Genomic DNA, 26,777 nt, shown 5'->3' with positions numbered 1-26,777 from the left:
AGTCGCTGCCGCATCCGTCATTTAAGGAGTATATCCGTTGAACCGACAACGCCTCGTCATTCTTGCCCTCATTGCCCTGGCGGTCGGCGCTTTCTTCTTGAGCGGCGCCCACGAACTCTTGACCCTGGATACCCTCAAGGCCGAACAGGCGCAATTCCAGGCCTGGCTTGCCGAGGACCCGCTGACGGTGATCGGCGGCTTCTTTGCGATCTACGTGGCGATGGCCGCTTTATCGCTTCCAGGGGCCACGCTGCTGACCCTGCTCGGCGGGGCGCTATTCGGGCTCGGCCTTGGCCTGGTGATCATTTCGTTTGCCAGTGCCATCGGTGCGAGCCTCGCTTTTTTGATCGCGCGTACCCTGGCTCGCACGCCGCTGGAACGACGCTTTTCCCGCCAGCTCGACAGCATCAACCGCGGCATCGAGCGGGAAGGGGCCTTCTACCTCTTCACGCTGCGCCTGATTCCGCTGTTCCCGTTCTTTGTCATCAACCTGGTGATGGGCCTGACCCGGATGCGCCTGCGCACCTTCTATTGGGTCAGCCAGCTGGGCATGCTGCCGGGCACCGCCGTCTTCGTGAATGCTGGCCGCGAGCTGGGAACCCTCGAATCGCTGGGCGGGATATTGTCCCCGGGGCTGCTGGTCTCCTTCGCGCTGATCGGTGTCTTTCCCTGGCTGGCCCGCTGGGGCGTGGAGATCGCCAAGCGTCGCCGTATTGCTCGCCAGTACGACAAGCCCCGGCACTACGACTATGACATCGTGGTGATCGGCGCGGGCTCGGCCGGGCTGGTGGCGAGCTATATCGGCGCGGCGGTCAAGGCGAAGGTGGCGCTTGTCGAGCGCGACAAGATGGGCGGCGACTGCCTGAATACCGGCTGCGTGCCCTCCAAGGCGCTGATTCGCTCGGCGCGCCTCGCTCAGGACATGCGCGACGCCCAGCGCTTTGGCCTGTCGGCCGCCGAGCCCGAAGTGGATTTCCCGGCCGTGATGGGCCACGTTCACCGCGCCATCGAGGAGGTCGAGCCCCATGACAGCCCGGAGCGCTATCGCGGCCTCGGCGTCGAGGTTATTCACGGCGATGCCTGGCTGCAGACGCCCTGGGAAGTGCGGGTCGGCGATCGGGTGCTGACCACCCGCCATGTGATCATCGCCACCGGCGCCCGGCCGCGGGTGCCCGAGCTCGAGGGCCTGGAAGAGCGCGATGTGCTGACGTCCGACAACCTCTGGCAGCTCGAGGCACTGCCCGAGCGCCTGGTGGTGCTGGGTGGCGGGCCGATCGGCTGCGAGCTGGGCCAGAGCTTCGCCCGGCTGGGCAGTCGTGTGACCCTGGTCGAGAGAGGCTCTCAGCTGCTTTCCCGGGAAGATCAGGATATCGCCCGGGTCGTCGAGAGCCGGTTCGAGGCCGAAGGCGTGCGGCTGGCGCTGGGTGCCCGGGCGGTCAGGGTCGAGCCGGGCCCGAGCCATGGCGACAGCGGGCGGGTGCTGGTCATCGAGCGCGAAGGCCCGCAGGGTGTAGAGACCGAGCGCCTGGTCTTCGATCAACTGCTGGTGGCGGTGGGCCGGGAGGCCAACGTCAGTGGCTTCGGTCTCGAGGGGCTCGGCGTGCTGCCTCGTGCCAACGGCACCATCGATGTCGACGACACCCTGCGCAGTTTGCATCCGAACATCTGGGCCTGTGGCGACGTGGCGGGGCCTTTCCAATTGACCCATGCCAGTGCCCATCAGGCCTGGCACGCCACGGTCAACGCGCTGTTTGGCGAGTTCAAGCGCTTTACCGTCGACTATCGCAACCTGCCGGCGGTGACCTTCTGCGATCCCGAGGTGGCGAGGGTTGGCCTCAACGAGCGTGAGGCCGCCGCTCAGGGCGTGGAGGTCGAAGTGACCCGCTACGGCTTCTCGGAGCTCGATCGGGCGATCGCCGATCAGCACACCGAAGGCTTCATCAAGGTGCTGACGGTGCCGGGCAAGGATCGTATCCTCGGCGCCAGCATCGTCGGTCACGGCGCCGGCGAGCTGCTGGGGGAGTACACCCTGGCCATGACCCACGGTATCGGCCTCAACAAGCTGTTGGGGACCATCCATCCCTACCCGACCTTCTCCGAGGCCGCCAAGGCCAGCGCCGGGGTGTGGAAGAATGCCCATAAGCCGGAGCGTCTGTTGGGCTGGCTCGAACGCTACTTCGCCTGGCGTCGCCGCAGCGCCCAATCATCGGCCACCGCCAAGCGCTCGGCTACAAGGAGCGAATCCCATGCTCGATCGCTGGACCAATGAGTGGATCAAGCCGCCGCTGGCCAGGCTCGCCAAGGGGCTGGCCGAGAGCGGTGTGACACCCAATCAGGTGACGGTGGCCAGTTTCCTGATCGGCATGCTGGCGCTGCCGCTGTTGGCGCAGCAGGCCTATGGCTGGGCGCTGCTGGCGATCCTCGTCAATCGCCTGGGCGACGGCCTGGATGGCGCCCTTGCCCGACACACCGGGCTTGCAAGCGACGCCGGTGGTTTCCTGGATATCGGCCTCGACTTTCTGTTCTATGCCGCGGTGGTGCTGGGCTTCGCCCTGGCGGATCCACCGGCCAATGCGCTGGCCGCCGCGCTATTGCTGTTCGCCTTCGTGGGTACCGGCAGCTCCTTTCTGGCCTTCGCGATCATGGCCGCCAAGCACGACCTGGCAAGGCCCAGCTTCGAGAACAAGGCGTTCTACTACCTGCATGGCCTCACCGAGGGCACCGAAACCATTCTGGCTTTTGTGGCCTTCTGCCTGTGGCCCGAACACTTTGCGGTGCTGGCGTCGATCTTCGCTGCGGCCTGCCTGCTGACCACCGGCACCCGGCTATGGGGCGGCTTTCATACGGTCAAGGCAAGGGAGCGCAGCGCATGAGAGATCAGCGACGCGTCAGGCCGACCTCGGCGCTGAGCGGGCTCTTGGTGGCAGGCCTGGCGCTGAGCGTTCTTGCAGGGCCGTTGCAGGCAGCCGAGATCAGCTTCAGTCCAAGCGAGATCCTGGGCTGGTCGACGCGCGACTTCGATGGCGAAACCGACTACCGGCTGGTGGAGCTGGACGGAGAACAGGTGCTCAGGGCGCAGGCCCGTGGCCAGGCCTCGGCCAAGTACCTGGAGCAGGAGATCGACCTCGACCGCACCCCCTACCTGCACTGGTGCTGGCGTGTTTCGTCTATCTATCCGGGGCTTGTGGAAACCACCAAGGGCGGGGATGACTATCCGGCCCGGGTCTATGTGGCGCGCAAGACCGGCTGGCTGCCGTTTCAGGTTCAGTCGGTGAACTATGTCTGGTCATCGAATCAGGCGGCGGGCAGCTCTTGGCCGAATGCCTTCACCGATCGCGCCCAACTGCTGGCGCTCGAGGGCAAGGGGGCGCCGGTCGGGCAGTGGGTGGCCGAGGTGCGCGATGTGCGTGAGGACTTCGGCCGTTTGTTCGGTGAACGCCCGGCGCGCCTGAACGGCGTCGCCTTGATGACCGATGGCGACAATGCGGGGGGTGATGCCACTGCCTGGTATGCCCGCTTGGCGTTTTCCGACTCGCCTGCGCCGCCTCGCTGTCCGGGGCAGTAAGACTCGTGGTTCGGGGCAGGAGCACTGGCCAGGTGAGGCGTCGATCGTCTGATAGGCGGTTCATATCTACGGCAGGCGCAAAAGGCGCAAGGCAAGCGCAAAAAAAGGGGCAGCCCAATGGGCTGCCCCTTTCGTGTCAGCGTGAGCTGAGCGGTGTGGCTGAGCTTAGTGCTCCACGCCACCTTCGCCGTGCACGTGGCCGTGCTCGACTTCTTCCTCGCTCGCTTCACGCACTTCGGCGATCTCGACGTCGAAGTTCAGGTTCTGACCGGCCAGCGGATGGTTACCATCGACGGTAACGGTGTCGCCTTCGACCTGAGTCACGGTGACCATCAGCGGGCCGCCCTGAGTCTGAGCCTGGAACTGCATGCCCGGCTGCACGTCTTCGACGCCCTGGAAGGCATCACGCGGCACTTCCTGCACCAGGCCTTCCTGGATCTCGCCATAACCTTCTTCCGGTGTCACGGCCACCTGCAGCTTGTCGCCGGTTGCCTTACCTTCCAGCTCTTTTTCCAGACCCGGGATGATGTTGCCGGAGCCGTGCATATAGGTAAGCGGATCGCGACCTTCGGAGCTGTCCAGCACCTCACCAGAATCATTTTTCAGGGTGTAGTGGAACGCGACTACGGAATTCTGCGCAATTTGCATTGATGGACCTTTCGGTGAGTGCATGTCACGGCAATGGTAACGCGCTGGCCCAAGGGCTGTCAGGGGCGTCTGGAGATTTTTCAGCTTGTTCGGGGCGATCATGATGATGATTCAAGCCTGTGAGCCGCAGTTGCGTGTCATCCGAGGCAGGGATACCCTGAATTCGATTGTTCATCTATCTTTCACCCGACTACGAATGCCGCTGGAGAGAATGTCCATGACCGTGACGCTGATCTGGCTGATCGCCTTTGCCGTGATCCTGTTATTGACCGTTAAGAGTTGGAGCGGGGTGTTGGGAACCTTCTTCGAGCGCAAGATGCCGTCGCTGTTGACCAGCGGTGGCGACGACCGCTGGGTCTGGTGCCCGGCGATTGCCGTGCTGGGGGCTACTACCGTGGTGCGCCCGGTCGACATGGTATTCACTGTGCTGTTGCTGGCGCTGATCGTGTGGCTCGCCAAGAGCCTGATCGGTTGGGCCATGAACCGGGTCAAGCTGCACTGAGCCCCTGCGAAGCCACCATCGCTGTGTGCGGGTGGTGGCTGCTGGGCCTGATCCGCCCGAGATCCCGCCAGCCAGAAACGACAAGGCCCGCGAGCATGCTCGCGGGCCTTTTGCGTTCCTTCTCTTCTGCGTTTCTTATAGGCTCACGCGGCCTCAATCGCCTTTGCTGCGCCTGCCACTATCAGTAGGGAGCCACGCTGAGGTTAGAGCCGCTGCCGATCAGGCGTACGCGCTGCCCGACCTGGAAGGCGCGGTCGGCTTTCTGTACCACGACCACGCTCTGACCGGTATCGCGGCGAATCTCCATTTCCCAGGCGGCGGTCCGGTTGGCGGAATCCTCGATCTTCTTGCCGGCTACGCTGCCGCCGATGGCGCCCGCGGCGGTAGCCAGCGTCCGGCCTGAACCGCCGCCGATCTGGTTACCCAAGAGGCCACCGATGACGGCGCCGCCGATGCCGCCGAGGGCACCGCTGTTCTGGTCGCCGGCCTGAATCTGTACCTGGCGCAAGGCGGTGATGGTGCCATAGCTGACCGACTGCGCCGTCTTCGCTTGGTTGCCGGTGTATACATCCCCTGAGTAGGGGCTGGTGTTGGCGCAGCCGGCAAGCGTCAGCAGGCCTGCGGCCAGCACGGGAAGCAGAGCGTGTGACTTGAGGTAGCGCATGGTAGATCCTCCTTCGCTTACACGTTAAGAAACTAGGGTGTGATTGGCATCGTTAGGAAACGGTGTTTTTTAACTAGTCTAACGCCATTCTCGGTGCTCGGCCAGTTATGTTTGGACCGCAATGCATGGCCATGGTGCCTAATGTTAGTACCTAGAATTAGTACCTAGCACTAGTACTTAACATTAGTGCCTGACGGAAGTGCCGGAAAGCAGTGCCTGACAGAATATCGCCCTTGCTGAGACTTATCGAGACATGAAAAACCCATCCCGCCGGGCGGGATGGGTCATGGTCAATCACTTGATGCGTCGTTGCTGAGCTGCTGCTTCGTTCGGATTTGTGACGCTGGTGAATCAGTCCTCTTCGATCACTGGCATGTCACCGGTCAAGACTTCATCCCAGGCGTCGTCGAGGGAGTAACCCGCGCGGCTATCAACGGTGTCGATGACTTCGACGGCGTGCTGCAGAGATTCCCGCTTGCCTTTCAGCGCGACCACCAGTTTGGCGAGCTCCTGCTTGCTGAACGTGTCGGCGATCAGATCGGCTTGGTGGGTCAGTTCGATGCAGTTCATGTGTAACACCTCGTACAGTGGCCATCGGCGATGGCGTTATGGTCCGTTTGCTACTCATGCCGGGCCAGGTAAGTGCCCGTCGCTGCAGTGGCGAAGTGGTCACACGCTTGGAAAGACCATCGCTCAAGGCGCCTGGGTCATCGATCGGAGCGCCTTCGTTGTAGCTCAGTGCAAGGGATCCTGAGTCGGGGTAGCGACACTGGCTTGCGCTGTGACTTGACTATGGTGCAGCACAGCAGAATCGACCATGCCTCATTGGCCGCAGCTGGTGTTGTAACCTGACTACAAGGTGGGAAGAACGTCGGCGAAATTGTCGATATCTTTCATGAGAGCTGGGTGATCAGGAAAACAGACATCAAAAAGGGGAGGCCTAAGGCCTCCCCTGGGTGATCACTCGCTTGGTGTGGCGAGTTCGTCGATCAGGCGAACTGGTTCATGGTGTTGTCCTTGCCGCCGGCCTTCAGGGCGCCTTCGCCGGAGAAGTACTCCTTGTGATCATCGCCCAAGTTGGAACCGGCCATGTCCTGGTGCTTGACGCAGGCCAGGCCCTTGCGGATCTCCTGACGCTGAACGCCTGCCACATAGGCCAGCATGCCTTCCTCGCCGAAGTAGCCCCGGGCCAGGTCATCGGTGGACAGGGCGGCGGTGTGATAGGTCGGCAGGGTGATCAGGTGGTGGAAGATGCCGGCCTCGCGCGCGGCATCGCGCTGGAAATTGCGGGTCCAGTCATCGGCGAGGGTGGCAAGCTCGCTGTCATCGTAGGCCGCGTTCATCAAGTCGCCGCGATCATAGGCGCTGACGTCTCGGCCTTCCTGCTCCCAGGCGTCGAAGACCTGCTGACGGAAGTTGAGCGTCCAGTTGAAGGAGGGCGAGTTGTTGTAGACCAGTTTGGCGTCCGGGCAGACCTCGCGGATGCGATTGACCATGCCGGCGATCTGACCGACGTGCGGCTTCTCGGTCTCGATCCACAATAGATCCGCGCCGTGCTGTAGCGAGGTGATGCAGTCCAGCACCACTCGGTCCTCGCCGCTGCCTGGCTTGAACTGATAGAGGCCGTTGGCCAGGCGCACGGGCTTTCTGAGCTCGCCGTCGAGCTTGATCAGGGTGTCGCCCTCGGCGACATCTTCCGCTGAGGCGACCGGGGTCGTCTCGAGGAAATGGTTGTACTGGCTGGCCAGATCGCCGGGCTCGCGGGAGACCGGAATCTTCTGGGTCAAGCCGGCGCCCAGGGAGTCGGTGCGGGCGACGATCACGCCGTCGTCGACGCCGAGTTCCAGGAAGGCATAGCGCACGGCGTTGATCTTGGCGAGGAAGTCCTCATGGGGCACGGTCACCTTGCCGGCCTGATGGCCGCACTGCTTGGCATCCGAGACTTGGTTCTCGATCTGGATGCAGCAGGCGCCGGCTTCGATCATCTTCTTGGCCAGCAGGTAGGTGGCCTCTTCGTTGCCGAAGCCGGCATCGATATCGGCGATGATCGGCACCACATGGGTTTCGAAGTTGTCGATCTTATCCTGTATCGCCCGGGCACCGACCTGATCGCCCTTGTCGCGGGCCTCGTCCAGCGCCTTGAACAGGTGGCCAAGCTCACGGGCATCGGCCTGGCGAAGGAAGGTGTAGAGCTCCTCGATGAGTGACGGCACGCTGGTCTTCTCGTGCATCGACTGATCCGGCAGCGGGCCGAAATCGGAGCGCAGCGCCGCCACCATCCAGCCAGACAGGTAGAGGTAGCGCTTGTCGGTCGTGCCGTGGTGGCGCTTCACCGCCAGCATCTTTTGCTGGCCGATGAAGCCATGCCAGCAGCCCAGCGACTGAGTGTACTGGCTGGTGTCGGCGTCGTAGGCGGCCATGTCGCGACGCATGATGCCGGCGGTGTAGCGGGCGATATCCAGTCCGGTCCGAAAGCGGTTCTGGGTCTTCATGCGCGCCGCATACTCGGGGTTGATGGTGTCCCACTTGCCGCCTTGAGCCTCGCGCAGGGCGTTCAGGGTCTGGATTGCATCTTGATATGCTGACATGGAGCCATCCTCATCGGTTGGTGATACCTGGCGGCGGCATGCGGCGTCGGGTGCTTCATGCTGCGCTGCAGGATATATCAAGCGTTAGTCAGGCAGACGATCTTGTCTGTGCTGCCTTGGTCGAAGGGGACATGGCATTAAATCTGTCGTAATAGGCCGGGTAATGTCGGCATCTAAAACGACTGTTTTAATGTCACCCTGACAACGACTATGGCCCATGGCATCAGGGCTTCACCATGATTACTTAGCGGTAGGGAGCGTTGTAGTAAGACTACAAGCCGGGCCTTTTTCGGCTATGCCTGTAGTCTTATTTCTGGGGAGAAAGAGAAGGTTTTTCGAATCAAGCGTCTAGCGGAAGGCGCATATTGCGGTGCGGTATCCCGGCATCAATAAATTCATCACCGAAGGCGACGAATCCCAGGCGTTCGTAGAAGGGAAGTGCATGCGTCTGGGCGGCGAGCTCTACATGTGCATGGCCGTGGGAGCGCGCAGCCTCGATGGTGGCCTGCATCAGCGCTACGCCGATACCGAGGCCGCGGGCCTCGGCCAGCACGGCGACGCGACCGATGTGGCCATCAGGCAGCAGGCGGGCGGTGCCCAGGGCCTTGGAGCCCTGCCAGGCGAGGAGATGCAGGCAGTCGGGGTCGCGACCGTCCCATTCTTCCTCCACCGGCACGGCCTGCTCCTTGATGAAGACTAACCGGCGAATCTCGCCGGCGATGGCCCCCAGTTCGTCCCAACTGCCCTGCTGGAGGGTGACGTCACCGTCATGCGGCTTCATGCGTCATCTTCCATGTCGTCTGTCGGCCAGCTCAGGCTGCCGCGATCCAGCAGGCCAGCGAGCAGCGTCGCCGCACCGGGGTAAGCGAGCAGTTCGGCATCGATGGGCGCCTGCGAGGCCAGGGCCCTGGCCAGGCCCGGCGCGCAGGCCAGGCCATCGCCGTCGACGAACAGGGTTGCCTGGTTGTCGTCCAGGACACGCCAGGCGAAGCGTGAGCCCAGGGTGCGCTCCAGATAGCCACCGGCTTCGAGCTCGGCGCTGAGTTCCTCAACCGGCGTCGGTTCCTCCTGCGGCACTAGCTGGTCGACATACTTGGGCTGGGTCATCGCCCGTCCGAACCACTGGGCCAACTGGGCCGGATCATCGAGCGTGTCGAGTATCAGCCGCCGCATGCGTTCGAGCGCCTCGTCGTTGAGCTCGCCGGGGTCGGTGGGGGGCGTCATGCCGGCATCGCTGTAGCGCAGGGAAGCCGGCAGCGTCTCGCCCATGTAGTCGGCGAAGGAGGTCACCGACTCGTCGGCGGAAAGCGCCCGGAAGCCCACCGAAAGGGTCATGCAGTCATCAGACTGGCTGACGCCGTGGTGGGCGTGGCCCGGCGGTAGATAGAGCATGTCGCCGGGCTCTAGCACCCAGTCCTGGTCCGGCTCCACCTCGAAGTGCTCGAGAATGCGCAGGTCGATACCGTCGATGATCGGGGCATCCTCGTCGACGGCACCGCCCAGCTGCCAGCGGCGCTGGCCGCTGGCTTGGAGTAGGAATACATCGTACTGATCGACATGGGGGCCAACGCTGCCGCCCGGTGGTGCGTAGCTGATCATGATGTCGTCGAGGCGCCAGCGGGGCAGGAAGCTGAAGGCTTCCAGCAGGTCGGCGACCGCGGGCACATAGTGATCCACGGCTTGCACCAGCAGGGTCCAGTCGCTCTCGGGCAGGCGCGCGAAGGTGGCCTCACCGAAGGGGCCATGACTGACCTGCCAGGGCTTGGGATTGCCCTTGGCGTCGCGGCCGTGTTCTTCGACCAGGCGTGCCTCGATGCCTTCCTCGCAGGCAAGGCCTGCCAGTTCATCGGGTGACAGCGGGCTTTCGATATCCGGAAAGGCGCCGCGAATCAGCAGCGGCTTGCGCTGCCAGTACTGGCCGAGGAAGTCGGCGGCGCTGAGGCCGCCCAGCATGGGCAAGGGCGTGTCGGCAGGCATGATGTGGTGTCCTCAGATGAAGGCAAACAGGCGCTGGCACGAGCCAGCGCCTGTCGGTGACGCTATGGGTGAATGACCGGGGCGCGGGCCTTGGAGGCTTAGAGGGCCTTGGCCTGGGCCGCGGCATTGCCGATGTAGGTCGCCGGGCTCATGGCCTTGAGCTCGCTCTTGACCTCGGCCGGCAGCTCCAGGGTATCGATGAAGGTGGCGAAGCCGACCTGGTCGATACGCTTGCCGCGGGTCAGTTCCTTGAGCTTTTCGTAGGGCTTCTCGATGCCGTAGCGGCGCATCACGGTCTGGATGGGCTCGGCCAGCACTTCCCAGCTGTTGTCCAGGTCGGCATCGAGGCGCTCCGGGTTGGCTTCGAGCTTGCTGATGCCCTTGAGCGAGGCCTGGTAGGCGATCAGGCCCTGTGCCAGGCCGGTGCCGAGGTTGCGCAGCACGGTGGAGTCGGTCAGGTCGCGCTGCCAGCGGGAGATCGGCAGCTTCTGGGCCAGGTGCGTCAGCACGGCGTTGGCGATCCCCAGGTTGCCCTCGGAGTTCTCGAAGTCGATCGGGTTGACCTTGTGCGGCATGGTCGAGGAGCCGATTTCGCCGGCCACCGTGCGCTGCTTGAAGTAGCCAAGCGAGATGTAGCCCCAGACGTCGCGATCGAAGTCGATCAGGATGGTGTTGAAACGGCAGACCGCGTCGAACAGCTCGGCGATGTAGTCGTGGGGCTCGATCTGGGTGGTGTAGGGATTGAAGGTCAGGCCCAGTTCGGCGACGAAGGTCTCGGCATTGGCCGACCAGTCGATGTTTGGGTAAGTCGCCAGGTGAGCGTTGTAGTTGCCCACGGCGCCATTGATCTTGCCCAGCAGCTCGACGGCTTCGATCTGGGCGAGCTGGCGGCGCAGACGCGCGGCGACGTTGGCCATTTCCTTACCGAGAGTCGTGGGGCTCGCCGTCTGGCCGTGAGTGCGCGACAGCATTGGCTGGTCGGCATGCTCGTGGGCCAGGGCGACGATGGCTTCGGTGACCTCGTGCATCACCGGCAGCAGCACCTCCTTCAGGCCGCCACGCAGCATCAGGGCGTGGGACAGGTTGTTGATGTCCTCGCTGGTGCAGGCGAAGTGGATGAACTCGGTAACGGCGTTGAGCTCGGCGTTGTCCTCGACCTTCTCCTTGAGGAAGTATTCCACCGCCTTGACGTCATGGTTGGTGGTGCGCTCGATGTCCTTGATGCGTTGGGCATCCGCGACGCTGAAGTTGGCGACGATGGCGTCGAGCCAGGCACTGGCGTCGGCTGACAGCGCCGGCACTTCCTTGATGCCGTCATGGGCGGCCAGGCGCTGCAGCCAGCGCACCTCGACGGTGACGCGGGCGCGGATCAGGCCGAACTCGCTGAAGTGTTCGCGCAGGGCTTCGGTCTTGGTGCCGTAGCGGCCGTCGACGGGGGAAAGGGCGGTGAGGGCTGAGAGTTGCATGACAGTCATCCAGTGCGGTGTGGAAATAGGAGCCGATAACAAGGGGGCCGGTCCGGGGTTAGCCGAATTCGTCGAGGGCGCGTCGCATGGCGCCGCGCTGGAAGATCAGTTTCCAGCGTCGGCCGCCCTGCTGATGCCATAGCAGGGCAAAGCGCACGCCGGCCAGCAGAGCCGCCCGTACGCGCTCCGGCATCATGCGCTGCTGCAAGAGGCTGGGTTCACCCTGCACCACGATGCGGTAGCGGAAGGTCGAGATGGTGTCCTGATAGATCTCGCCAAGGCTCGCCACCACGTTTTCGTGGGTGTCGCCGAAGTGGCTGGCCTGGCCCTGAACGCGGGTCAGCCGAGTGCCCAGGGTGTCCATCATCTGCGGGTTCTTGCGCAGCTTCTGCGACAGCAGCAGCAGCGAGAAGCCGTAGCGCAGCACCACCGGGTTGGCCTGCTGCTTGCCGATCACGGCGTTGAGGGTGTCGAGGCCCTGGCGCAGGTGATTGGGGTGGCCGCCATAGATGGCCTCGAAGCTTTCAGGGTCGGTGTCGACCGTGGCGCGAATCAATGTCTGCCAGGCGCGTTCGTCGACCTGGCCGGTGCGGGCCAGTTCGTCGACGACCACGGCGGCCTGGAAAACACCGGCCAGCGCCAGTACCTGGCGGCCGACCGGGGACTCCGGGGCGCGATGAATCGGGGTGGTCATGAGCGACGCTCCTTGCCGTGCCAGGTGTTCAGGATCACGCCGCCGCCGAGGCAGATCTCGCCATCGTAGAGCACCAGCGATTGACCCGGTGTCACGGCACGCTGCGGCTCATCGAAGATCACCTCGACGCCGCCATCCTCGCGGGTGCGCATCTGGCAGGCGACGTCCTCCTGACGATAGCGGGTCTTGGCCATGAAGCGGCCCTCGCTTGCCGGCGCCTCGCCGGCGACCCAGTCCATCGGCTCGGTGATCAGCACATCGCTGTAGAGCAGCTCATGATGCTTGCCCTGAACGGCGACCAGCACATTGCGCTCAAGGTCCTTGTGGGCCACGTACCAGGGGGCATCCGGATGGTTCTGCAGGCCGCCGATGCCCAGGCCCTGGCGCTGCCCCAGGGTGTAGTACATCAGCCCGATATGCTCGCCGATCACCTCGCCCTCTGGGGTTTCGATGACCCCGGGTTGAGCCGGCAGATACTGGCGCAGAAAGTCAGAGAAGCGCCGTTCGCCGATGAAGCAGATGCCGGTAGAGTCCTTCTTGCGCGCGGTGACCAGGTCATGGCGCTCGGCGATGGCGCGCACCTCGGGCTTCTCGAGTTCGCCCACCGGGAATAGGGTGCGGGCGATGGCCGCTTCCGGCACAGCATGCAGGAAGTAGCTCTGGTCCTTGTTGGTGTCGAGGCCCTTGAGCAGGCGTGGACGTTCGTCGCCGTCGACATGACCGCGGACCAGTCCTTCACGAACATAGTGGCCGGTGGCGATCTTCTCGGCGCCGAGCATCTCGGCATACTCGAGGAACACCTTGAACTTGATTTCGCGGTTACACAGGATGTCCGGGTTCGGCGTGCGCCCGGCCTGGTACTCGGCCAGGAAATGTTCGAAGACGTTGTCCCAGTATTCGGCGGCGAAATTGGCAGTGTGCAGCTTGATGCCGAGCTTGTCGCAGACCGCCTGGGCATCCGCCAGGTCTTCCTTGGCGGTACAGTATTCGGTGCCGTCGTCTTCGTCCCAGTTCTTCATGAACAGGCCTTCGACCTGATAGCCCTGCTCCATGAGCAGGAGGGCGGACACGGAGGAATCGACACCGCCGGACATGCCGACGATAACCTTGCCCGCCGCGGAGGGTTGCGCGGCGGATGATCCGGCAGCGACTGGCGCAGCAACTGACATGGGCGCTCTCGACGTCATGGTGGGAGTGGAATGGCGTTAAATGGGCGGGGATTATACACGATAGTGGCCGCTTGCTTCGAGCCTGCTTTCATAGGCCGGAAGTGCAGGGCCGAGCCCAGATAGCGGCGGTGTGACGCTGTTTGGGTGCGAGCTGTTCGAGCTCGGGCTCAACGCTCCTGAATCACATCCAGCGGGAAGGTGCGGCCACGCTGCACGTCGCGGATGCGCCGCATCACCAGCGGACTGCGCAGGCGTCCGGCCCGTTCCAGGGCCTCCAGTTCATCGAGTGTCAGCCAGTGGATGGCGAGAATGTCCCGGTCCAGGTCATTGCCCAGGTGTGCCAGCGCCATGCCGGAAAAGCCGTGGCTGTGGAAGGTCATGCCATCCGGCGCGCGATAGACGTAAAGCCCCAAGTAGTCGGTGATGCCCACATGCCAGGCGGTCTCCTCGCGGACTTCCCGTTCGGCGGCGGCCCGAATGCCCTCATCGGGCTCCAGGTGGCCGGCGGGTTGATTGAAGACCGTATGGGGTCCGCCGCGATCTTCTTCGACCATCAGGAAGCGCCCAGCGCGCTCGATCACGGTGGCTACCGTGACTCTGGGAGACCAGCGACTCATCGTGACCCTCTCGGCGTGTTGGGCTTGCGTCCCTTGGCCTTGCTATGGCGCTTGTCTGGGTGCTTGTCCACGTTCTTGTCCAAGCTCTTGCTCAATGGCTTGCCCAATTTCTTGCCCCCGGTGGCTTTCGATTTGCCGCCCCTGCCATTGCTGGCGGCGCGCTGCGGCTTGGCGGGCGCATGCAGCGTTTGCTTGCGCCATTCGCCGGGGGCCAGGCCGTCGAGGCGCCAAGCGCCGATCGCCACGCGGATCAGGCGCAGGGTGGGATAGCCGACCTCGGCGGTCATGCGGCGCACCTGACGATTGCGGCCCTCGCTGATGGTCAGTTCCAGCCAGCGGGTGGGGATATGGCGACGCTCACGTACCGGCGGGACGCGCGGGCCGACCGGCGGCGCGTCGAGGCGGCGCACCTTGGCCGGCCGGGTCGGGCCGTCATTGAGGGTCACGCCCTTGCGCAGGGCTTCCAGTGCCGCCTCGTCGGGTTCGCCCTCCACCTGCACCCAATAGGTCTTGGGCTGCTTGTGTTTGGGGTGAGCGATGCGATGAATCAGTTCGCCGTCATCGCTGAGCAGCATCAGGCCCTCGGAATCGTAGTCGAGACGCCCGGCCGGGTAGATGTTCGGCACCTTGATGATATCGGCAAGCGTCGCGCGTTGCTCTGCTTCACCGGCGCCGCGGTCGGTGAACTGGGAGAGCATGCGGAAAGGCTTGTGAAGGAGATAGACAGAGCTCATGAGCGCAAGCTTACCGGCAAGCAGGGCAGGATGGCAGGGGCCTGCGGCTATTATTGCTCATGCGCTGAGCCGGGCACGCTGGTATAATGCCCCGGCTTGCTGGGAGCGCCCTCGACTCGCTCGGGGCCTGCTAAGAGTACCTGCTGGGCGCCGATGTTCCCTGCGATACCCGGCCTTATCACCCTGCCGGGTGGGTCGCACCGAGCCTCTGAGGCGGACATCGTGATCGCGCGCTACCGATCCAGTTTCATGCCAATGCATTGACCAGAGAGATCAACGCCAACATGTCAAAAACGCCGAAGATTATCTATACGCTCACCGATGAAGCGCCGGCCCTGGCTACTTTTTCCCTGCTGCCGATTATCGATGCCTACACCGACTCCGCCGGTATCAGCGTTGAGACGCGGAATATTTCCCTGGCCGGCCGCATCATCTGCCAGTTCCCGGAATACCTGAACGATGAGCAGAAGCTCGGTGATCATTTGGCGGAACTCGGTGAGCTGGCCAAGACCCCCGAAGCCAATATCATCAAGCTGCCCAATATCAGTGCCTCGTTGCCGCAGCTGAAGGCGGCCATTCGCGAGCTGCAGGGCCAGGGCTATAAGCTGCCCGACTACCCCGATGAACCCACCAGCGACGTAGAGCGCGATATCCGGGCGCGCTATGATCGGGTCAAGGGCAGCGCCGTGAACCCGGTGCTGCGTGAAGGTAACAGCGACCGTCGCGCGCCGCAGTCGGTGAAGAGCTACGTTCGCAAGTACCCGCACCGCATGGGCAAGTGGACCGCCGACTCCCAGTCTCACGTCGCCTGCATGAGCGACGGTGACTTCTACGGCAGCGAAAAGTCCGCCACCCTGGCCGCCGATGGCGTGGTCAAGATCGAGCTGGTCGGCAAGGATGGCACCACTCAGGTGCTCAAGGAAAAAACGCCGGTGCTGGCCGGTGAGGTCATCGACGGCTCCATGATGAGCCGCAAGGCGCTGTCCGCCTTCGTCGCCGAGCAGATTGCCGATGCCAAGGAGCGGGGCGTGCTGTTTTCCCTGCACCTCAAGGCGACCATGATGAAGGTCTCTGATCCCATCATGTTCGGCATGGTGGTCAACGAGTTTTATCGCGACGTGCTGGAAAAGCACGCCGAAGCGCTGGAAGAGGTCGGCTTCGATGCTACCAACGGCATTGGCGATCTCTACGCGACCATCACCAAGCTCCCCACCGACAAGCAGGATGAGATCAAGACGGACATCGAAGCGCTCTACGCCGAGCGTCCGTCCTTGGCGATGGTTGATTCCCACAAGGGCATCACCAACCTCCACGTGCCCAGCGACGTGATCATCGATGCCTCCATGCCGGCGATGATTCGTGACTCAGGCAAGATGTGGGGCGCCGACGATGCCCTGCACGATGCCAAGGCGGTGATCCCGGATCGCTGCTATGCCACCATCTATCAGGCCACCATCGACGACTGCAAGGCCAATGGCGCTTTCGATCCGACCACCATGGGCAGCGTGCCCAACGTCGGCCTGATGGCTCAGAAGGCCGAAGAGTACGGCTCCCACGACAAGACCTTCCAGGTTCCTGCCGACGGCACCGTGCGCGTCACCAGCGATGCTGGCGAGGTACTGTTCGAGCATAGCGTGGAGCAGGGTGATATCTGGCGCATGTGCCAGACCAAGGATGCCCCGATCAAGGACTGGGTCAAGCTGGCCGTGACCCGTGCCCGCGACAGCGAGACGCCGGCGGTATTCTGGCTCGACTCCCAGCGCGCTCACGATGCTGAGCTGATCAAGAAGGTCGAGACCTACCTCAAGGATCACGACACCAGTGGCCTGGATATCCGCATCATGGCGCCGGTGGATGCCATGAAGTTCAGCCTGGAGCGGATCCGTCGCGGCGAAGACACCATCTCCGTCACCGGCAACGTGCTGCGTGACTACCTCACCGACCTGTTCCCGATCATGGAGCTGGGCACCAGCGCCAAGATGCTCTCCATCGTGCCGCTGATGAACGGCGGTGGCCTGTTCGAGACCGGTGCCGGTGGTTCCGCGCCCAAGCACGTGCAGCAGCTCCTCGAGGAGAACCACCTGCGCTGGGATTCCCTGGGTGAATTCCTGGCGCTGGCCGCGTCTCTCGAGCACCTGGGCAAGACCTTCGACAACGCCCGCGCTCGTGTACTGGCCAAGGCGCTTGACGAAGCCAACGGCAAGTTCCTCGACAGCAACAAGTCGCCGTCGCGCAAGGTCGGTGAGCTCGACAACCGTGGCAGCCACTTCTACCTGGCCGTCTACTGGGCCGAGGCTCTGGCCGCCCAGGACGAGGATGCCGAGCTCAAGGCGCTATTCGGCAAGCTGGCCGATGAATTCCATGCCAAGGAGTCGGTGATCGTCGAAGAGCTCAATGCCGTTCAGGGGCAGCCCGTGGACATCCAGGGCTACTACCACCCCAACATTGAGCTGACCGAAAAGGCCATGCGCCCCAGCCAGACGCTCAATGCGGCACTGGCGCTGGTAGCCAAGGGCTAACGCCTTAGCTGCTTCCGGCACGCATGTGTCTCAGGCCCTCGTCCGCCTAGCGGGCGGGGGCCCTTTACGTTTCTGGCGGCGCTAAAAGCACCCGTGGCGAGCCTTTTTGATAGCGCTCGATGGCCAGCGCCCCTTGCAAGCGGCCCATCACGGCCGCATCTTGTTATTAACTGAACCCTGAGCGGGCCTTGGCGTCCAAGCATAGTTGATGCGTTGAAGGCTCACGGGCTTGAGAGGAAGGGTAACGCCTTTTATGTTCAATATAGATGATCCTTACCAACGCTATGTCGCGGCGACGTTGAAAGCCGGCATGACGCGCCCGGCTGGCCCTCATGAATCAGGTCCTCAGGAAGAGGGCGATGATGATGTCACGGTCCAGCCTGCCGAACCGGAGCTAGCGCCGCCGCCGATGTTCAAGGTAGTGCTACACAATGATGACTTCACGCCCATGGAGTTCGTGGTCGAGGTGTTGCAGACCTTCTTCAATATGGATAGCGAGAAGGCCGTGCAGGTGATGTTGGCGGTTCACACTCAGGGAAAGGCGACCTGTGGCATTTTTACTCGCGACATTGCGGAAACTAAAAGTCATCAAGTCAATCAATACGCCAAAGAGTGCCAGCACCCGTTGCTGTGCGATATAGATAGGGCCGACTGACGACTGGCAAGCTGATTGTCAGGCAAGCGGAAGACAGCCAGTGCAGGATCGGCGTGACCGGCTCGAACGTGAGCTTGCGAATCCCGAGAATGTACCCGATGGTGAAATTGCCGGCGATTGCCGGCCGACGCCCGAGGTGGCGAGAAGGGGACTGCCATGCTGAGCAAAGAACTCGAACTCACGCTGAATACGGCCTTTACCGTGGCGCGCTCCAAGCGTCATGAGTTCATGACCGTCGAACACCTGCTGTTGGCGTTGCTGGACAATGCCTCCGCGGCGGACGTGCTGCGTGCCTGCGGTGCCAACCTGGACAAGCTTCGCTCGGACCTGCAGGACTTCATCAATTCCACCACGCCACTGATTCCCGAGGATCAGAGTGACCGGGAGACTCAGCCGACCCTGGGCTTCCAGCGCGTGCTGCAGCGGGCCGTTTTCCACGTACAGTCCTCCGGCAAGAGTGAGGTCACCGGCGCCAATGTGCTGGTGGCGATCTTCTCCGAACAGGAAAGCCAGGCGGTCTACTTCCTCAAGCAGCAGAACGTGGCTCGGGTGGATGCCGTCAACTACATTGCCCACGGCATCTCCAAGGTGTCCGGACATGGTCAGTCGCCGTCGTCTGCGCCGTCTCAGGACGCCGAAGAGGCCGAAGAGGGCAGCAGCGAGGGCAGTGCACATCCGCTCACTGGCTATGCCACCAATCTCAACGAGCAGGCTCGCCTGGGCAAGATCGATCCGCTGATCGGTCGCGACCATGAGCTCGAGCGTGTGGTGCAGATCCTCGCTCGGCGGCGCAAGAACAACCCGCTGCTGGTGGGGGAAGCCGGGGTCGGCAAGACGGCCATCGCCGAAGGGCTTGCCAAGCGCATCGTCGAGGAAGACGTGCCCGAGGTGATCGCCGACGCCGTGGTCTATTCGCTGGACATGGGCGCCTTGCTTGCCGGCACCAAGTATCGTGGCGATTTCGAGAAGCGTCTGAAGAGCCTGTTGGCTGAGCTCAAGAAGCAGCCCAACTCCATTCTCTTCATCGACGAAATCCACACCGTGATCGGTGCCGGTGCAGCCTCTGGCGGCGTCATGGACGCGTCCAATCTGCTCAAGCCGCTGCTTTCCTCCGGCGAGCTGCGCTGTATCGGCTCGACCACCTTCCAGGAGTTCCGTGGCATCTTCGAGAAGGACCGGGCCCTGGCTCGGCGCTTCCAGAAGGTCGATGTGCCGGCACCCTCGGTCGAAGACACCATCCGCATCCTCAAGGGGCTGCGTGGCCGCTTCGAAGAGCACCATAAGCTCAAGTACACCGATGGGGCACTCGAGAGCGCCTCGCGGCTGGCCGATCGCTACATCAATGATCGCCACCTGCCGGACAAGGCCATCGACGTGATCGATGAGGCCGGCGCCCATCAGCGGCTGCTGCCGCCGGAGGCGCGGGTCGATACCATCGATGTCGATCAGGTCGAGGCGGTCGTTGCCTCCATTGCCCGGATTCCGCCGAAGAGCGTTTCGAACTCCGATCGCAAGCTGCTCGAGAACCTCGAGCGTGACCTCAAAATGCTGGTGTTCGGTCAGGACGATGCGATTACCGGCCTGGCGGCGGCCATCAAGCTGTCGCGTGCCGGCCTCAAGTCGCCGGACAAACCGGTGGGTAGCTTCCTGTTCAGCGGCCCCACCGGGGTCGGCAAGACCGAGGTGGCTCGCCAGTTGGCCTCGCTGATGGGAGTCGACCTGGTGCGCTTCGACATGTCCGAGTACATGGAGCGCCACACCGTATCGCGCCTGATCGGTGCGCCGCCGGGATACGTCGGCTACGACCAGGGCGGTCTGTTGACCGAAGCGGTGACCAAGCAGCCTCATTGCGTGCTGCTGCTCGACGAGATCGAGAAGGCGCACCCGGATGTCTTCAACCTGCTGTTGCAGGTCATGGACCACGGTCGCCTGACCGATAACAACGGCCGTGAGGCGGACTTCCGCCATGTGGTGCTGATCATGACCTCGAATGCCGGGGCCGAGCAGATCTCGCGCCGCTCCATCGGCTTCAACCCGCAGGATCATTCGACCGATGGCATGGAGGTGATTCGCAAGACCTTCTCGCCAGAGTTCCGCAACCGCCTGGACGGTATCATCCCGTTCAGCTCGCTGCCCGCCGACGTGGTGCGCAACGTGGTCGACAAGTTCCTGGTCGAACTCCAGGCACAGCTCGACGAGAAGCGGGTTCAGCTCGACGTGGACGAGGGTGTTCGGGCTTGGTTAGCCGAGCGTGGCTATGATCCTGAGATGGGCGCGCGGCCGATGGCTCGCCTGATTCAGGAGAAACTCAAGAAACCGCTGGCCGAAATGATCCTGTTCGGCAACCTGGCCGACCAGGGTGGGCTCGTGCACGTCACGCTCGATGAGGCGAGTGATGAGCTGCATTTCGACACCGAGGAAGAACTGGCGGAGCCCTGATCAAGAGCCCTGAGGGTTCGAGGTAGGCGCAAGGCAATGGTTCAAGCGATAGCTTGAGCCATTGTCTGAGGCTTTTCGACTGACACGGCCTATCCGACACCGACGATAGAGCGCGATAGGCCTAGCGGCTGATTGACGTGGCAACGAATGGAATAGCCGCCGATGACATAGCCACCACCGACCGGCGCCCTGTCTGATGACGGGGCGTCTTTTTTAGGCCGGTCGGTTGGCGAAAGGCGTCGCGTTGGGCGCGGCCCGAAGTGCTTAACGGGAGCGGTAGACGATGCGTCCCTTGGACAGGTCGTAGGGAGTCAGCTCGACCTTGACCTTGTCGCCGGTGAGGATGCGGATGTAGTTCTTGCGCATCTTGCCCGAGATATGGGCAGTAACGACGTGGCCGTTTTCCAGCTCAACGCGGAACATGGTGTTGGGCAGCGTATCGACGATGACGCCTTCCATTTCGATATGGTCTTCACGAGCCATATAGGCATTTCCTCATGATGGTTTTGTGCAAATCGATGTGGCGACGATGACAGTGCCGGTAGCATCGCGGCTTGAACGGCCGGGATTTGGACGGCAACGTCTGGCACCGATCATCAATATAGCGCGGTATTGTGCCGTATGCCGGACGTCAAGGCAAAACATGCTGTGGAGCAATCGCTAAGCGGGACGCCTCATGCCGTTGGAATCGAGCGCCGCCAATGGCGGCCATCGAGATATTCCAGCGGCTGAAAGTAGCGCTTATAGTCCATTTTCCTGCATTCACGAATCCAGTAGCCCAGATAAACGTGGGGCAGGCCTTCGTCGCGGGCGCGTTCGATTAGGCTCAACACCGCGAAAGTGCCCAGCGATCGGCGCTCGAGGCTGGGGGAGGGATCGAAGAAGGTATAGATGGCCGATAGGCCATGTCCCAGCCGGTCGATGGCGGTGACGGCCACTAGCCGGCCGTCGAGGCGGAACTCCAGCAGGCGGGCATAGCCATGATCCAGGGTCAGAAAGGTACGGTACTGCTCGTGACTCGGCGGGAACATGTCGCCATCGGCGTGGCGGGTACGAACGTAGCGGGCATAGAGCTCATAGTGCTCCGGGTCGTAGCTGGCGCTCCGCTCCTGCACGGTTAGATCGGCATTGCGATTCATGATCTTGCGCTGGCTGCGGCTGGGAGCGAAATCGGCGACCGGAATGCGCACCGATACGCAGGCCCGGCAGCCTTCGCAATGAGGCCGGTAAAGGTGCCGGCCGCTGCGGCGGAAACCGAGCAGCGTCAGCGTATCGTAAACGCTCTGGCCGGGGGATTCCTGAGGGTCCAGAAAGAGCGTGGTCGCCTCATGACCGTCCAGATAGCTGCACGCATGGGGAACTGTCAGGAAGAAACGCAGGTCCCGAACAGGATGTTGTGGCGCGCGACTGCTCACGTTCAACGGCCCCCCTCGCCAATGGTGTCGTCCTCGGGGGCCTTCGCGGCCATGCGTGGCGCGATGCCATCTTGCCCCGGAATGTACAGATCAAGATAGTTGATGAACTCCTGGCGGGCGATCTCACCGGCGCCCATGCTGGCAAGATGCGAGGTGTGCATCTGACAGTCGATCAGGCCGCCGCCCAGTGCCTGCAAGTGGTTGGCGAGATGGACGAGGGCCACCTTGGAGGCATCCGGTTCTCGGCTGAACATGGATTCACCGAAAAATACCCGGCCCATGCCGACACCGTATAGCCCGCCGACCAGGCGATCGTCGCGCCAGACCTCGACCGACTGTGCATAGCCTAGCGAATGCAGGGCGATATAGGCCTCGCGCATTTCATCGCCGATCCAGGTGCCTTCGTCAGCCGCGCGAGGGGCCGCGCAGGCCTCGATGACCGCCGGAAACACCGTGTTCCAGGTCACCTTGAAGCCTGCGTTGCGCAGTCGTTTGGCCAGGCTGCGGCGAATGCGGATTTCGTCTGGAAGCAGCACCATGCGCGGGCTGGGGCTCCACCACAGGATGGGCTGACCGTCGCTGAACCAGGGGAAGATGCCGCGCCGGTAGGCCGCGATCAGCCAGTCAGGCGTCAGGTCGCCACCCGCCGCGAGCAGGCCATCCGGCTCTTGGAGTGCCTGATCGAGCGGCGGGAATTGCACAGGAGAAGAGGGCAACCAGGGCAGCATGGCGGAAAAGGGTTCGTTAGTGAGCGTGGCGTCGGTGTCAAAAGCGCAGTTTGACGGGCTTCGCAGTCCGTCTCAAGCGTGGCGTGGCCCTGACTGGACAATGTTATTCGCTAACGGCAGTGAAGAGTAGCATGGCCCCTGTGCCCTAGCCTCAAGGCTCGGTATCATGCTGCTCGATGTAGGACACATGAAGACGCCACAGACGGCGCAAGGGGAATGGCGACTTGAGTGTCAAGAACAAGGCGAGTAGCCGCCGCGAAGCGACGGCCGGCGCCAAGGAGAGGGCGCGCCGCTTCGGGGTGCGACTGCAAGGAGCTGCCCGCGAGGGCGTGGTGATTCTGCTGCTGGCGGCCTGCGTTTTCCTGCTGCTGGCAATGTTCAGCTATCAGGCCTCGGATCCCGGCTGGTCGCACAGTGGTCCGGATGTGACGGTGAACAACTGGATGGGGCCGGTGGGCGCCTGGCTTGCCGACGTGCTGTATTCGCTGTTCGGCGCCAGTGCCCTCTGGTGGCCGGGCATGCTGGGCTTTGCCGGCTGGCGGATGAGCCGGGTACGCCAGGTGCACTTAGAGTGGGATACGCTGGGGCTTGCCGTGCGAACCGGCGGGCTCTTCCTGCTGATGCTGGGTACCACCACCCTCGGCGCCCTGCACTTCTTCAATCCCGAAAGCGGCTTGCCCTATGCCGCCGGCGGTATCGTCGGCGAAGAGATGGTGCGCACCTTGACCCCGCTGGTCGGCAGTCACGGCACCACTCTGCTGTCACTGGTCGCGCTGCTGTGCGGCTTCCCGCCTTTCTCCGGAGTCTCTTGGCTGCGGGTGATGGACGAGTCCGGTCATCTGGCGCAGCGCTTTATTGGCTGGTGCCGTGACCGGTCGCAGCGCGCCCGCGACGAAGTCGATGCCCAACAGGCGGCTGCCGAGCATGAGCCGGAGCCTGTGGAAGAAGACCATGAGGCGTCACCGACGCCTAGCTGGTGGCAGCGGCTGTGGCCCTGGAGCCGTCGCTATGGCGACGACGAGGTGGCGGCCGATAAAGCCGGGCTGCGCGAGCCTCAGTGGAACCCTGATCAAGGCACCGATATTCCCTGGGAAGTGCCCGAGCGCACGCCGTCGGCCAAACAGCCAGGCGCCGCTTACAGCGAGCAGCTGGCGCCGAAGCGCCCCCATGAGAAGGCGTCACCGGATGCTCGGCCCGCCGAGGCTAAGCCCACTGAGCCTAATCCCGCTGCGTCTAGGTCAGCCGAGGCTAACCCCGTTGAGGCTAAGCCCACCGTGGCTAATCGCGCTGAGTCTAGGCCAGCCGAGCCCAAGGCTGCCCCCGAGGTCGCGAAGGCGCCCCCGCTGCGGGCCGAGACGATCCCCGAGCCGGTGTTGCCGGAAGACGACGAGCCGTCCTGGAGCGGCATGTCGCTGCGGGCCGAGCGGGACATGCCCGCCAAGGCAGCGGAAGCGACGCCATCCCCGGCGCAAGCCCAACAAGAAGAAACGACATCAGAGCCGACACCAGAGCCGGTTTCCGAGGCGCCGTCGAAGCCTGATTCCACTGACGACGCAGCGGATGAGGATGAGCGCCCCGCGCCGGCCGTGGCGTCTTCGGGCTCTTCGCCGCAGTCCGTTGCCCGTCATGCTCGCCGTGAGCCGATGATCAGTTGGCAGGACGCGGACTGGGATGACGACACGTCTCCTCAGGTGGCGAAAGCGCCTCAAGCAGCGAGTAAGCCCGAACAGGCAGAAGAGGTCGGGGAAGATACTGAGGAAGGCAGCGAGCCCCGCCGTGAGGCCCCCGAAGCGGCGCCTTCTGCCATGGCCTCTGTCACCGCCTCAGCCGCGTCCGTGCCGCCCTCTGTTGCATCGCCTGCCCCCGCTCCTGCGGAGCAACCAGATGCAGCCGCTCAAGCGCAGACGCGCTACCAAGCACCGGCTGAAGAAAGCGCGCCCCAAACGCCAGCTTCCCCGGTCGAGCCCCGGATCGCCAGCGCCGAGCAGGCGCGCGAGGCCGCGGCTCATCCGGACGAGCCCGCGCTATGGACCGTCGAGCACCTGCAGAACCAGCGCTCCTCAGCGGATGAGCTGCCGGATATCGACGGGGAGCTGCCTTCGCTCAGGCTGCTGACCCCGGCCGAAGCCCATCAGCCTAACTACACCGAGGAGCAGCTTACCGATATGGCCGAGCTGCTCGAGGTCCGCTTGCGGGAGTATGGCGTCAAGGCTGAGGTCGTACATACTTGGCCTGGCCCTGTCATCACCCGCTTCGAGATCAAGCCCGCCGCCGGGGTGAAGGTCTCCAAGATCAGCAATCTGGCCAAGGACCTGGCCCGCTCGCTGATGGTCAAGAGCGTGCGCGTGGTCGAGATCATCCCCGGGCGTCCCACCGTGGGCATCGAAATCCCCAACCCGCACCGGGCCATGATTCGGCTGCGTGAGGTCATCGATTCCGACAGCTACCAGGACGCCAATTCGCCCTTGACCATGGCCTTGGGCCAGGACATCGGCGGGGCGCCGGTGGTGGCCAATCTGGGCAAGATGCCGCACTTGCTGGTGGCTGGTACCACCGGCTCGGGTAAGTCGGTGGGCGTCAACGCCATGCTGATCTCGATGCTGCTCAAGGCCACGCCCGATGAAGTGCGCATGATCATGGTCGACCCCAAGATGCTGGAACTGTCGGTCTATGACGGCATTCCGCATCTGCTGGCGCCGGTGGTCACCGACATGAAGGAGGCCGCCAACGCCCTGCGCTGGTGCGTGGCCGAGATGGAGCGGCGCTACAAGCTGATGGCGGCGATGGGGGTGCGCAACATCGCCGGCTTCAATGCCAAGCTCGACGAAGCCGAGCGTGCCGGGGCCCAGGTCGCCGACCCGCTGTGGGAGCCGCAGCCCTGGCAGATGCATGAATCGCCGCCGGTGCTGGAGAAGCTGCCCTACATCGTGGTGGTCATCGACGAGTTTGCCGACATGTTCATGATCGTCGGCAAGAAGGTCGAGGAGTTGATCGCGCGGCTGGCCCAGAAGGCCCGTGCCGCCGGCATCCATCTGATTCTCGCGACTCAGCGTCCTTCGGTGGATGTGGTAACTGGCCTGATCAAGGCCAACATTCCCACGCGCATGGCCTTCCAGGTGTCTTCGCGAATCGACTCGCGCACCATTCTCGACCAGGGCGGTGCCGAGAACCTGCTTGGCCACGGTGACATGCTCTACCTGCCGGCCGGCGCGGGCCTGCCGATGCGCGTGCACGGTGCCTTCGTCGATGACGACGAGGTGCACCGGGTCGCCGAAGACTGGAAGCGACGCGGCGAGCCAGAATACATCGACGAAATCCTCTCCGGCGGCGTCTCCGCGGATGCCCTGACCGGTCTCGAGGGCGAGGGCGGCAGCGGCGATGACGATGCCGAGCAGGATGCCCTCTATGACGAGGCGGTGATGTTCGTCACCGAGTCGCGTCGTGCCTCGATCTCAGCCGTGCAGCGCCGCTTCAAGATCGGCTATAACCGCGCGGCGCGCTTGGTCGAGACCATGGAAGGCGCCGGCGTGGTGTCGACCATGGGCACCAACGGCTCACGCGAAGTGCTGGCGCCGCCGCCGGCGGGCAACTAACGCCGTTTCGTGATTCGACAAACCGTGCAGTAAACAAGGAAGACGCCTTGCCGGGGCAACCCGGCAAGGCGTTACCGGTCTCAGTAGTGCACCCTAGGGGGATGCACGCGGAGACGGGATACATTTGCCGGCGATGGCCGGCCAAGGAGACGCCATGACACCGACACGCCTAGCTACCTTCGGCTTCGCCCTGATGATGCCGCTTACGGCACTGGCCAACGAAGGCGCCGAGCGCCTGACGCAGCTGCTGGAGCCGATCAATACCTACCAGGCCGATTTCGAGCAGCAGATTCTCGACGGCAGCGGCCAGCGCCTGCAGCAGGCCAGCGGCCACATGTGGTTGTCGCGTCCCGGCCGCTTCCACTGGGAGGTCGAGTCACCCTACCGCCAGGTGGTGGTCTCTGACGGGGAAGATATCTATCTGCATGACCCGGACCTGGAACAGGTCACCGTGCAGCCGCTGGATACCCGGGTCACCCATACCCCGGCCCTGTTGCTCTCGGGCAGCGCCGATGAGCTCACCAAGAATTACGACGTCGAACGTCGCCAGCAGGGCACCGCTGAAACCTTCACCCTGGATCCGCGCAGTCCCGATACGCTCTTCGAAGAGCTGCAGCTGACCTTCTACGCCGAGGAACTCGGCATGCTGCAGATGACCGACAGCACCGGTCAGCGCACCGCGATCGCCTTCGATAACGTGGAGCAGAACGCCCCTATCGATGATTCGCTCTTCACCTTCGAGATTCCCGATGGCGTCGATGTGATTCGCGAGACGCAGTAAGCGCCGACGCACAGCGAATGCCG

General features: G+C 63.4%; 23 protein-coding genes. 9 read left to right on the top strand and 14 right to left on the bottom strand.

The genetic code is table 11. The features are described from left to right. Nucleotides 1-37 precede the first annotated feature (37 nt). From BLR71_RS11275 to BLR71_RS11265, 3 genes are read left to right on the top strand one after another with little or no spacing between them, the layout of a single operon-like run. Nucleotides 38-2,269, top strand: coding sequence for an FAD-dependent oxidoreductase (locus BLR71_RS11275; RefSeq protein ID WP_092526178.1), 2,232 nt, complete (start codon nt 38-40; stop codon nt 2,267-2,269). Next, nucleotides 2,247-2,873, top strand: a complete 627-nt coding sequence (locus BLR71_RS11270; RefSeq protein WP_092526175.1) for a CDP-alcohol phosphatidyltransferase family protein — start codon at nt 2,247-2,249, stop codon at nt 2,871-2,873. The genes BLR71_RS11275 and BLR71_RS11270 overlap by 23 nt, the downstream gene beginning before the upstream one ends. Beyond that, entirely contained in the window at nt 2,870-3,565 is a 696-nt protein-coding gene (locus tag BLR71_RS11265) for a DUF3047 domain-containing protein (RefSeq protein ID WP_092526172.1), read from the top strand. The genes BLR71_RS11270 and BLR71_RS11265 overlap by 4 nt, the downstream gene beginning before the upstream one ends. Before the next feature lie 165 nt (nt 3,566-3,730). Here BLR71_RS11265 and slyD read toward each other — a convergent pair whose 3' ends face one another. Then, nucleotides 3,731-4,213 carry a peptidylprolyl isomerase gene (slyD, locus tag BLR71_RS11260; RefSeq protein ID WP_092526169.1) on the bottom strand — a complete coding sequence of 161 codons (483 nt, stop codon included), beginning with the start codon at nt 4,211-4,213 and terminating at the stop codon, nt 3,731-3,733. Nucleotides 4,214-4,430: 217 nt separating this feature from the next. Between slyD and BLR71_RS11255 the strand changes: the two genes are divergently transcribed. After that, nucleotides 4,431-4,715, top strand: a complete 285-nt coding sequence (locus tag BLR71_RS11255) for a hypothetical protein (protein WP_092526166.1) — start codon at nt 4,431-4,433, stop codon at nt 4,713-4,715. Nucleotides 4,716-4,896: 181 nt separating this feature from the next. On the opposite strand, the gene BLR71_RS11250 is transcribed toward BLR71_RS11255, so the two are convergent. From BLR71_RS11250 to BLR71_RS11205, 10 genes are all read right to left on the bottom strand, one after another. Then, complete coding sequence (locus tag BLR71_RS11250) at nt 4,897-5,379, bottom strand: outer membrane lipoprotein (RefSeq protein ID WP_092526163.1); 483 nt, start codon at nt 5,377-5,379, stop codon at nt 4,897-4,899. 351 nt (nt 5,380-5,730) lie between these two features. Further along, the gene (locus BLR71_RS11245) at nt 5,731-5,949 is read right to left on the bottom strand and encodes a hypothetical protein (RefSeq protein WP_092526160.1); all 219 of its coding nucleotides are present in this window, start codon (nt 5,947-5,949) and stop codon (nt 5,731-5,733) included. Between the two features lie 419 nt (nt 5,950-6,368). Beyond that, nucleotides 6,369-7,967, bottom strand: a complete 1,599-nt coding sequence (locus BLR71_RS11240; RefSeq protein ID WP_092526157.1) for an isocitrate lyase — start codon at nt 7,965-7,967, stop codon at nt 6,369-6,371. A gap of 340 nt (nt 7,968-8,307) precedes the next feature. Beyond that, nucleotides 8,308-8,748, bottom strand: coding sequence for a GNAT family N-acetyltransferase (locus BLR71_RS11235; protein ID WP_092526154.1), 441 nt, complete (start codon nt 8,746-8,748; stop codon nt 8,308-8,310). Next, complete coding sequence (locus BLR71_RS11230; protein WP_092526151.1) at nt 8,745-9,944, bottom strand: cupin domain-containing protein; 1,200 nt, start codon at nt 9,942-9,944, stop codon at nt 8,745-8,747. The genes BLR71_RS11235 and BLR71_RS11230 overlap by 4 nt, the downstream gene beginning before the upstream one ends. Before the next feature lie 98 nt (nt 9,945-10,042). Continuing rightward, on the bottom strand, nt 10,043-11,410 hold the full coding sequence (gene purB / locus BLR71_RS11225; RefSeq protein WP_092526148.1) for an adenylosuccinate lyase: 1,368 nt from the start codon (nt 11,408-11,410) through the stop codon (nt 10,043-10,045). A 58-nt stretch (nt 11,411-11,468) separates the two neighbouring features. After that, nucleotides 11,469-12,104, bottom strand: a complete 636-nt coding sequence (hflD, locus tag BLR71_RS11220; protein WP_092526144.1) for a high frequency lysogenization protein HflD — start codon at nt 12,102-12,104, stop codon at nt 11,469-11,471. Continuing rightward, on the bottom strand, nt 12,101-13,273 hold the full coding sequence (gene mnmA, locus BLR71_RS11215) for a tRNA 2-thiouridine(34) synthase MnmA (protein ID WP_092526141.1): 1,173 nt from the start codon (nt 13,271-13,273) through the stop codon (nt 12,101-12,103). Before mnmA ends, hflD begins: the two co-directional genes overlap by 4 nt. Before the next feature lie 167 nt (nt 13,274-13,440). Further along, on the bottom strand, nt 13,441-13,890 hold the full coding sequence (locus tag BLR71_RS11210) for an NUDIX hydrolase (RefSeq protein WP_092526138.1): 450 nt from the start codon (nt 13,888-13,890) through the stop codon (nt 13,441-13,443). Continuing rightward, a complete protein-coding gene (locus tag BLR71_RS11205; RefSeq protein WP_092526135.1) occupies nt 13,887-14,624 on the bottom strand; it encodes a pseudouridine synthase in 738 nt (245 codons plus the stop codon). Before BLR71_RS11205 ends, BLR71_RS11210 begins: the two co-directional genes overlap by 4 nt. A 284-nt stretch (nt 14,625-14,908) precedes the next feature. On the opposite strand from BLR71_RS11205, the gene BLR71_RS11200 reads away from it, so the two are divergent. The 3 genes from BLR71_RS11200 (at nt 14,909) to clpA (ending at nt 20,237) form a co-directional block, all read left to right on the top strand. Further along, nucleotides 14,909-17,143: an NADP-dependent isocitrate dehydrogenase gene (locus BLR71_RS11200; protein WP_092526132.1), complete on the top strand. Its 2,235-nt coding sequence runs from the start codon at nt 14,909-14,911 to the stop codon at nt 17,141-17,143. Nucleotides 17,144-17,396: 253 nt separating this feature from the next. After that, a complete protein-coding gene (clpS, locus tag BLR71_RS11195; protein WP_175491664.1) occupies nt 17,397-17,798 on the top strand; it encodes an ATP-dependent Clp protease adapter ClpS in 402 nt (133 codons plus the stop codon). A 156-nt stretch (nt 17,799-17,954) separates the two neighbouring features. Next, entirely contained in the window at nt 17,955-20,237 is a 2,283-nt protein-coding gene (gene clpA, locus BLR71_RS11190; RefSeq protein ID WP_092526129.1) for an ATP-dependent Clp protease ATP-binding subunit ClpA, read from the top strand. Between the two features lie 264 nt (nt 20,238-20,501). Here the strand turns inward: clpA and infA are convergent, their stop codons facing one another. From infA to aat, 3 genes are all read right to left on the bottom strand, one after another. Further along, nucleotides 20,502-20,720, bottom strand: a complete 219-nt coding sequence (infA, locus tag BLR71_RS11185; RefSeq protein ID WP_007111068.1) for a translation initiation factor IF-1 — start codon at nt 20,718-20,720, stop codon at nt 20,502-20,504. A 191-nt stretch (nt 20,721-20,911) separates the two neighbouring features. Then, the gene (locus BLR71_RS11180) at nt 20,912-21,652 is read right to left on the bottom strand and encodes an arginyltransferase (RefSeq protein ID WP_092526126.1); all 741 of its coding nucleotides are present in this window, start codon (nt 21,650-21,652) and stop codon (nt 20,912-20,914) included. 2 nt (nt 21,653-21,654) lie between these two features. Next, entirely contained in the window at nt 21,655-22,380 is a 726-nt protein-coding gene (aat, locus tag BLR71_RS11175) for a leucyl/phenylalanyl-tRNA--protein transferase (protein WP_092526123.1), read from the bottom strand. A 224-nt stretch (nt 22,381-22,604) separates the two neighbouring features. Here aat and BLR71_RS11170 point away from each other — a divergent pair, with 224 nt between their 5' ends. Then, on the top strand, nt 22,605-25,973 hold the full coding sequence (locus BLR71_RS11170) for a DNA translocase FtsK (protein ID WP_281241770.1): 3,369 nt from the start codon (nt 22,605-22,607) through the stop codon (nt 25,971-25,973). A 154-nt stretch (nt 25,974-26,127) separates the two neighbouring features. Continuing rightward, nucleotides 26,128-26,754: an outer membrane lipoprotein periplasmic chaperone LolA gene (gene lolA, locus BLR71_RS11165; protein ID WP_092526120.1), complete on the top strand. Its 627-nt coding sequence runs from the start codon at nt 26,128-26,130 to the stop codon at nt 26,752-26,754. The last annotated feature ends 23 nt before the right edge of the window (nt 26,755-26,777 follow it).

Source organism: Onishia taeanensis (assembly GCF_900100755.1).
Lineage (GTDB): Bacteria > Pseudomonadota > Gammaproteobacteria > Pseudomonadales > Halomonadaceae > Onishia > Onishia taeanensis.
Note: the sequence above shows the minus strand (reverse complement) of the source record. Positions and strands in the feature narration are given on the sequence as shown.

Excerpts from the sequence above, each read along its gene's own strand:
- BLR71_RS11270 (WP_092526175.1), top strand. The coding sequence starts at position 2,247 with ATGCTCGATCGCTGGACCAATGAGTGGATCAAGCCGCCGCTGGCCAGG.
- BLR71_RS11265 (WP_092526172.1), top strand. The coding sequence starts at position 2,870 with ATGAGAGATCAGCGACGCGTCAGGCCGACCTCGGCGCTGAGCGGGCTC.
- slyD (WP_092526169.1), bottom strand. The coding sequence starts at position 4,213 with ATGCAAATTGCGCAGAATTCCGTAGTCGCGTTCCACTACACCCTGAAA.
- BLR71_RS11255 (WP_092526166.1), top strand. The coding sequence starts at position 4,431 with ATGACCGTGACGCTGATCTGGCTGATCGCCTTTGCCGTGATCCTGTTA.
- BLR71_RS11250 (WP_092526163.1), bottom strand. The coding sequence starts at position 5,379 with ATGCGCTACCTCAAGTCACACGCTCTGCTTCCCGTGCTGGCCGCAGGC.
- BLR71_RS11245 (WP_092526160.1), bottom strand. The coding sequence starts at position 5,949 with ATGAACTGCATCGAACTGACCCACCAAGCCGATCTGATCGCCGACACG.
- BLR71_RS11240 (WP_092526157.1), bottom strand. The coding sequence starts at position 7,967 with ATGTCAGCATATCAAGATGCAATCCAGACCCTGAACGCCCTGCGCGAG.
- BLR71_RS11235 (WP_092526154.1), bottom strand. The coding sequence starts at position 8,748 with ATGAAGCCGCATGACGGTGACGTCACCCTCCAGCAGGGCAGTTGGGAC.
- BLR71_RS11230 (WP_092526151.1), bottom strand. The coding sequence starts at position 9,944 with ATGCCTGCCGACACGCCCTTGCCCATGCTGGGCGGCCTCAGCGCCGCC.
- purB (WP_092526148.1), bottom strand. The coding sequence starts at position 11,410 with ATGCAACTCTCAGCCCTCACCGCCCTTTCCCCCGTCGACGGCCGCTAC.
- hflD (WP_092526144.1), bottom strand. The coding sequence starts at position 12,104 with ATGACCACCCCGATTCATCGCGCCCCGGAGTCCCCGGTCGGCCGCCAG.
- mnmA (WP_092526141.1), bottom strand. The coding sequence starts at position 13,273 with ATGTCAGTTGCTGCGCCAGTCGCTGCCGGATCATCCGCCGCGCAACCC.
- BLR71_RS11210 (WP_092526138.1), bottom strand. The coding sequence starts at position 13,890 with ATGAGTCGCTGGTCTCCCAGAGTCACGGTAGCCACCGTGATCGAGCGC.
- BLR71_RS11205 (WP_092526135.1), bottom strand. The coding sequence starts at position 14,624 with ATGAGCTCTGTCTATCTCCTTCACAAGCCTTTCCGCATGCTCTCCCAG.
- BLR71_RS11200 (WP_092526132.1), top strand. The coding sequence starts at position 14,909 with ATGTCAAAAACGCCGAAGATTATCTATACGCTCACCGATGAAGCGCCG.
- clpS (WP_175491664.1), top strand. The coding sequence starts at position 17,397 with ATGTTCAATATAGATGATCCTTACCAACGCTATGTCGCGGCGACGTTG.
- clpA (WP_092526129.1), top strand. The coding sequence starts at position 17,955 with ATGCTGAGCAAAGAACTCGAACTCACGCTGAATACGGCCTTTACCGTG.
- infA (WP_007111068.1), bottom strand. The coding sequence starts at position 20,720 with ATGGCTCGTGAAGACCATATCGAAATGGAAGGCGTCATCGTCGATACG.
- aat (WP_092526123.1), bottom strand. The coding sequence starts at position 22,380 with ATGCTGCCCTGGTTGCCCTCTTCTCCTGTGCAATTCCCGCCGCTCGAT.
- lolA (WP_092526120.1), top strand. The coding sequence starts at position 26,128 with ATGACACCGACACGCCTAGCTACCTTCGGCTTCGCCCTGATGATGCCG.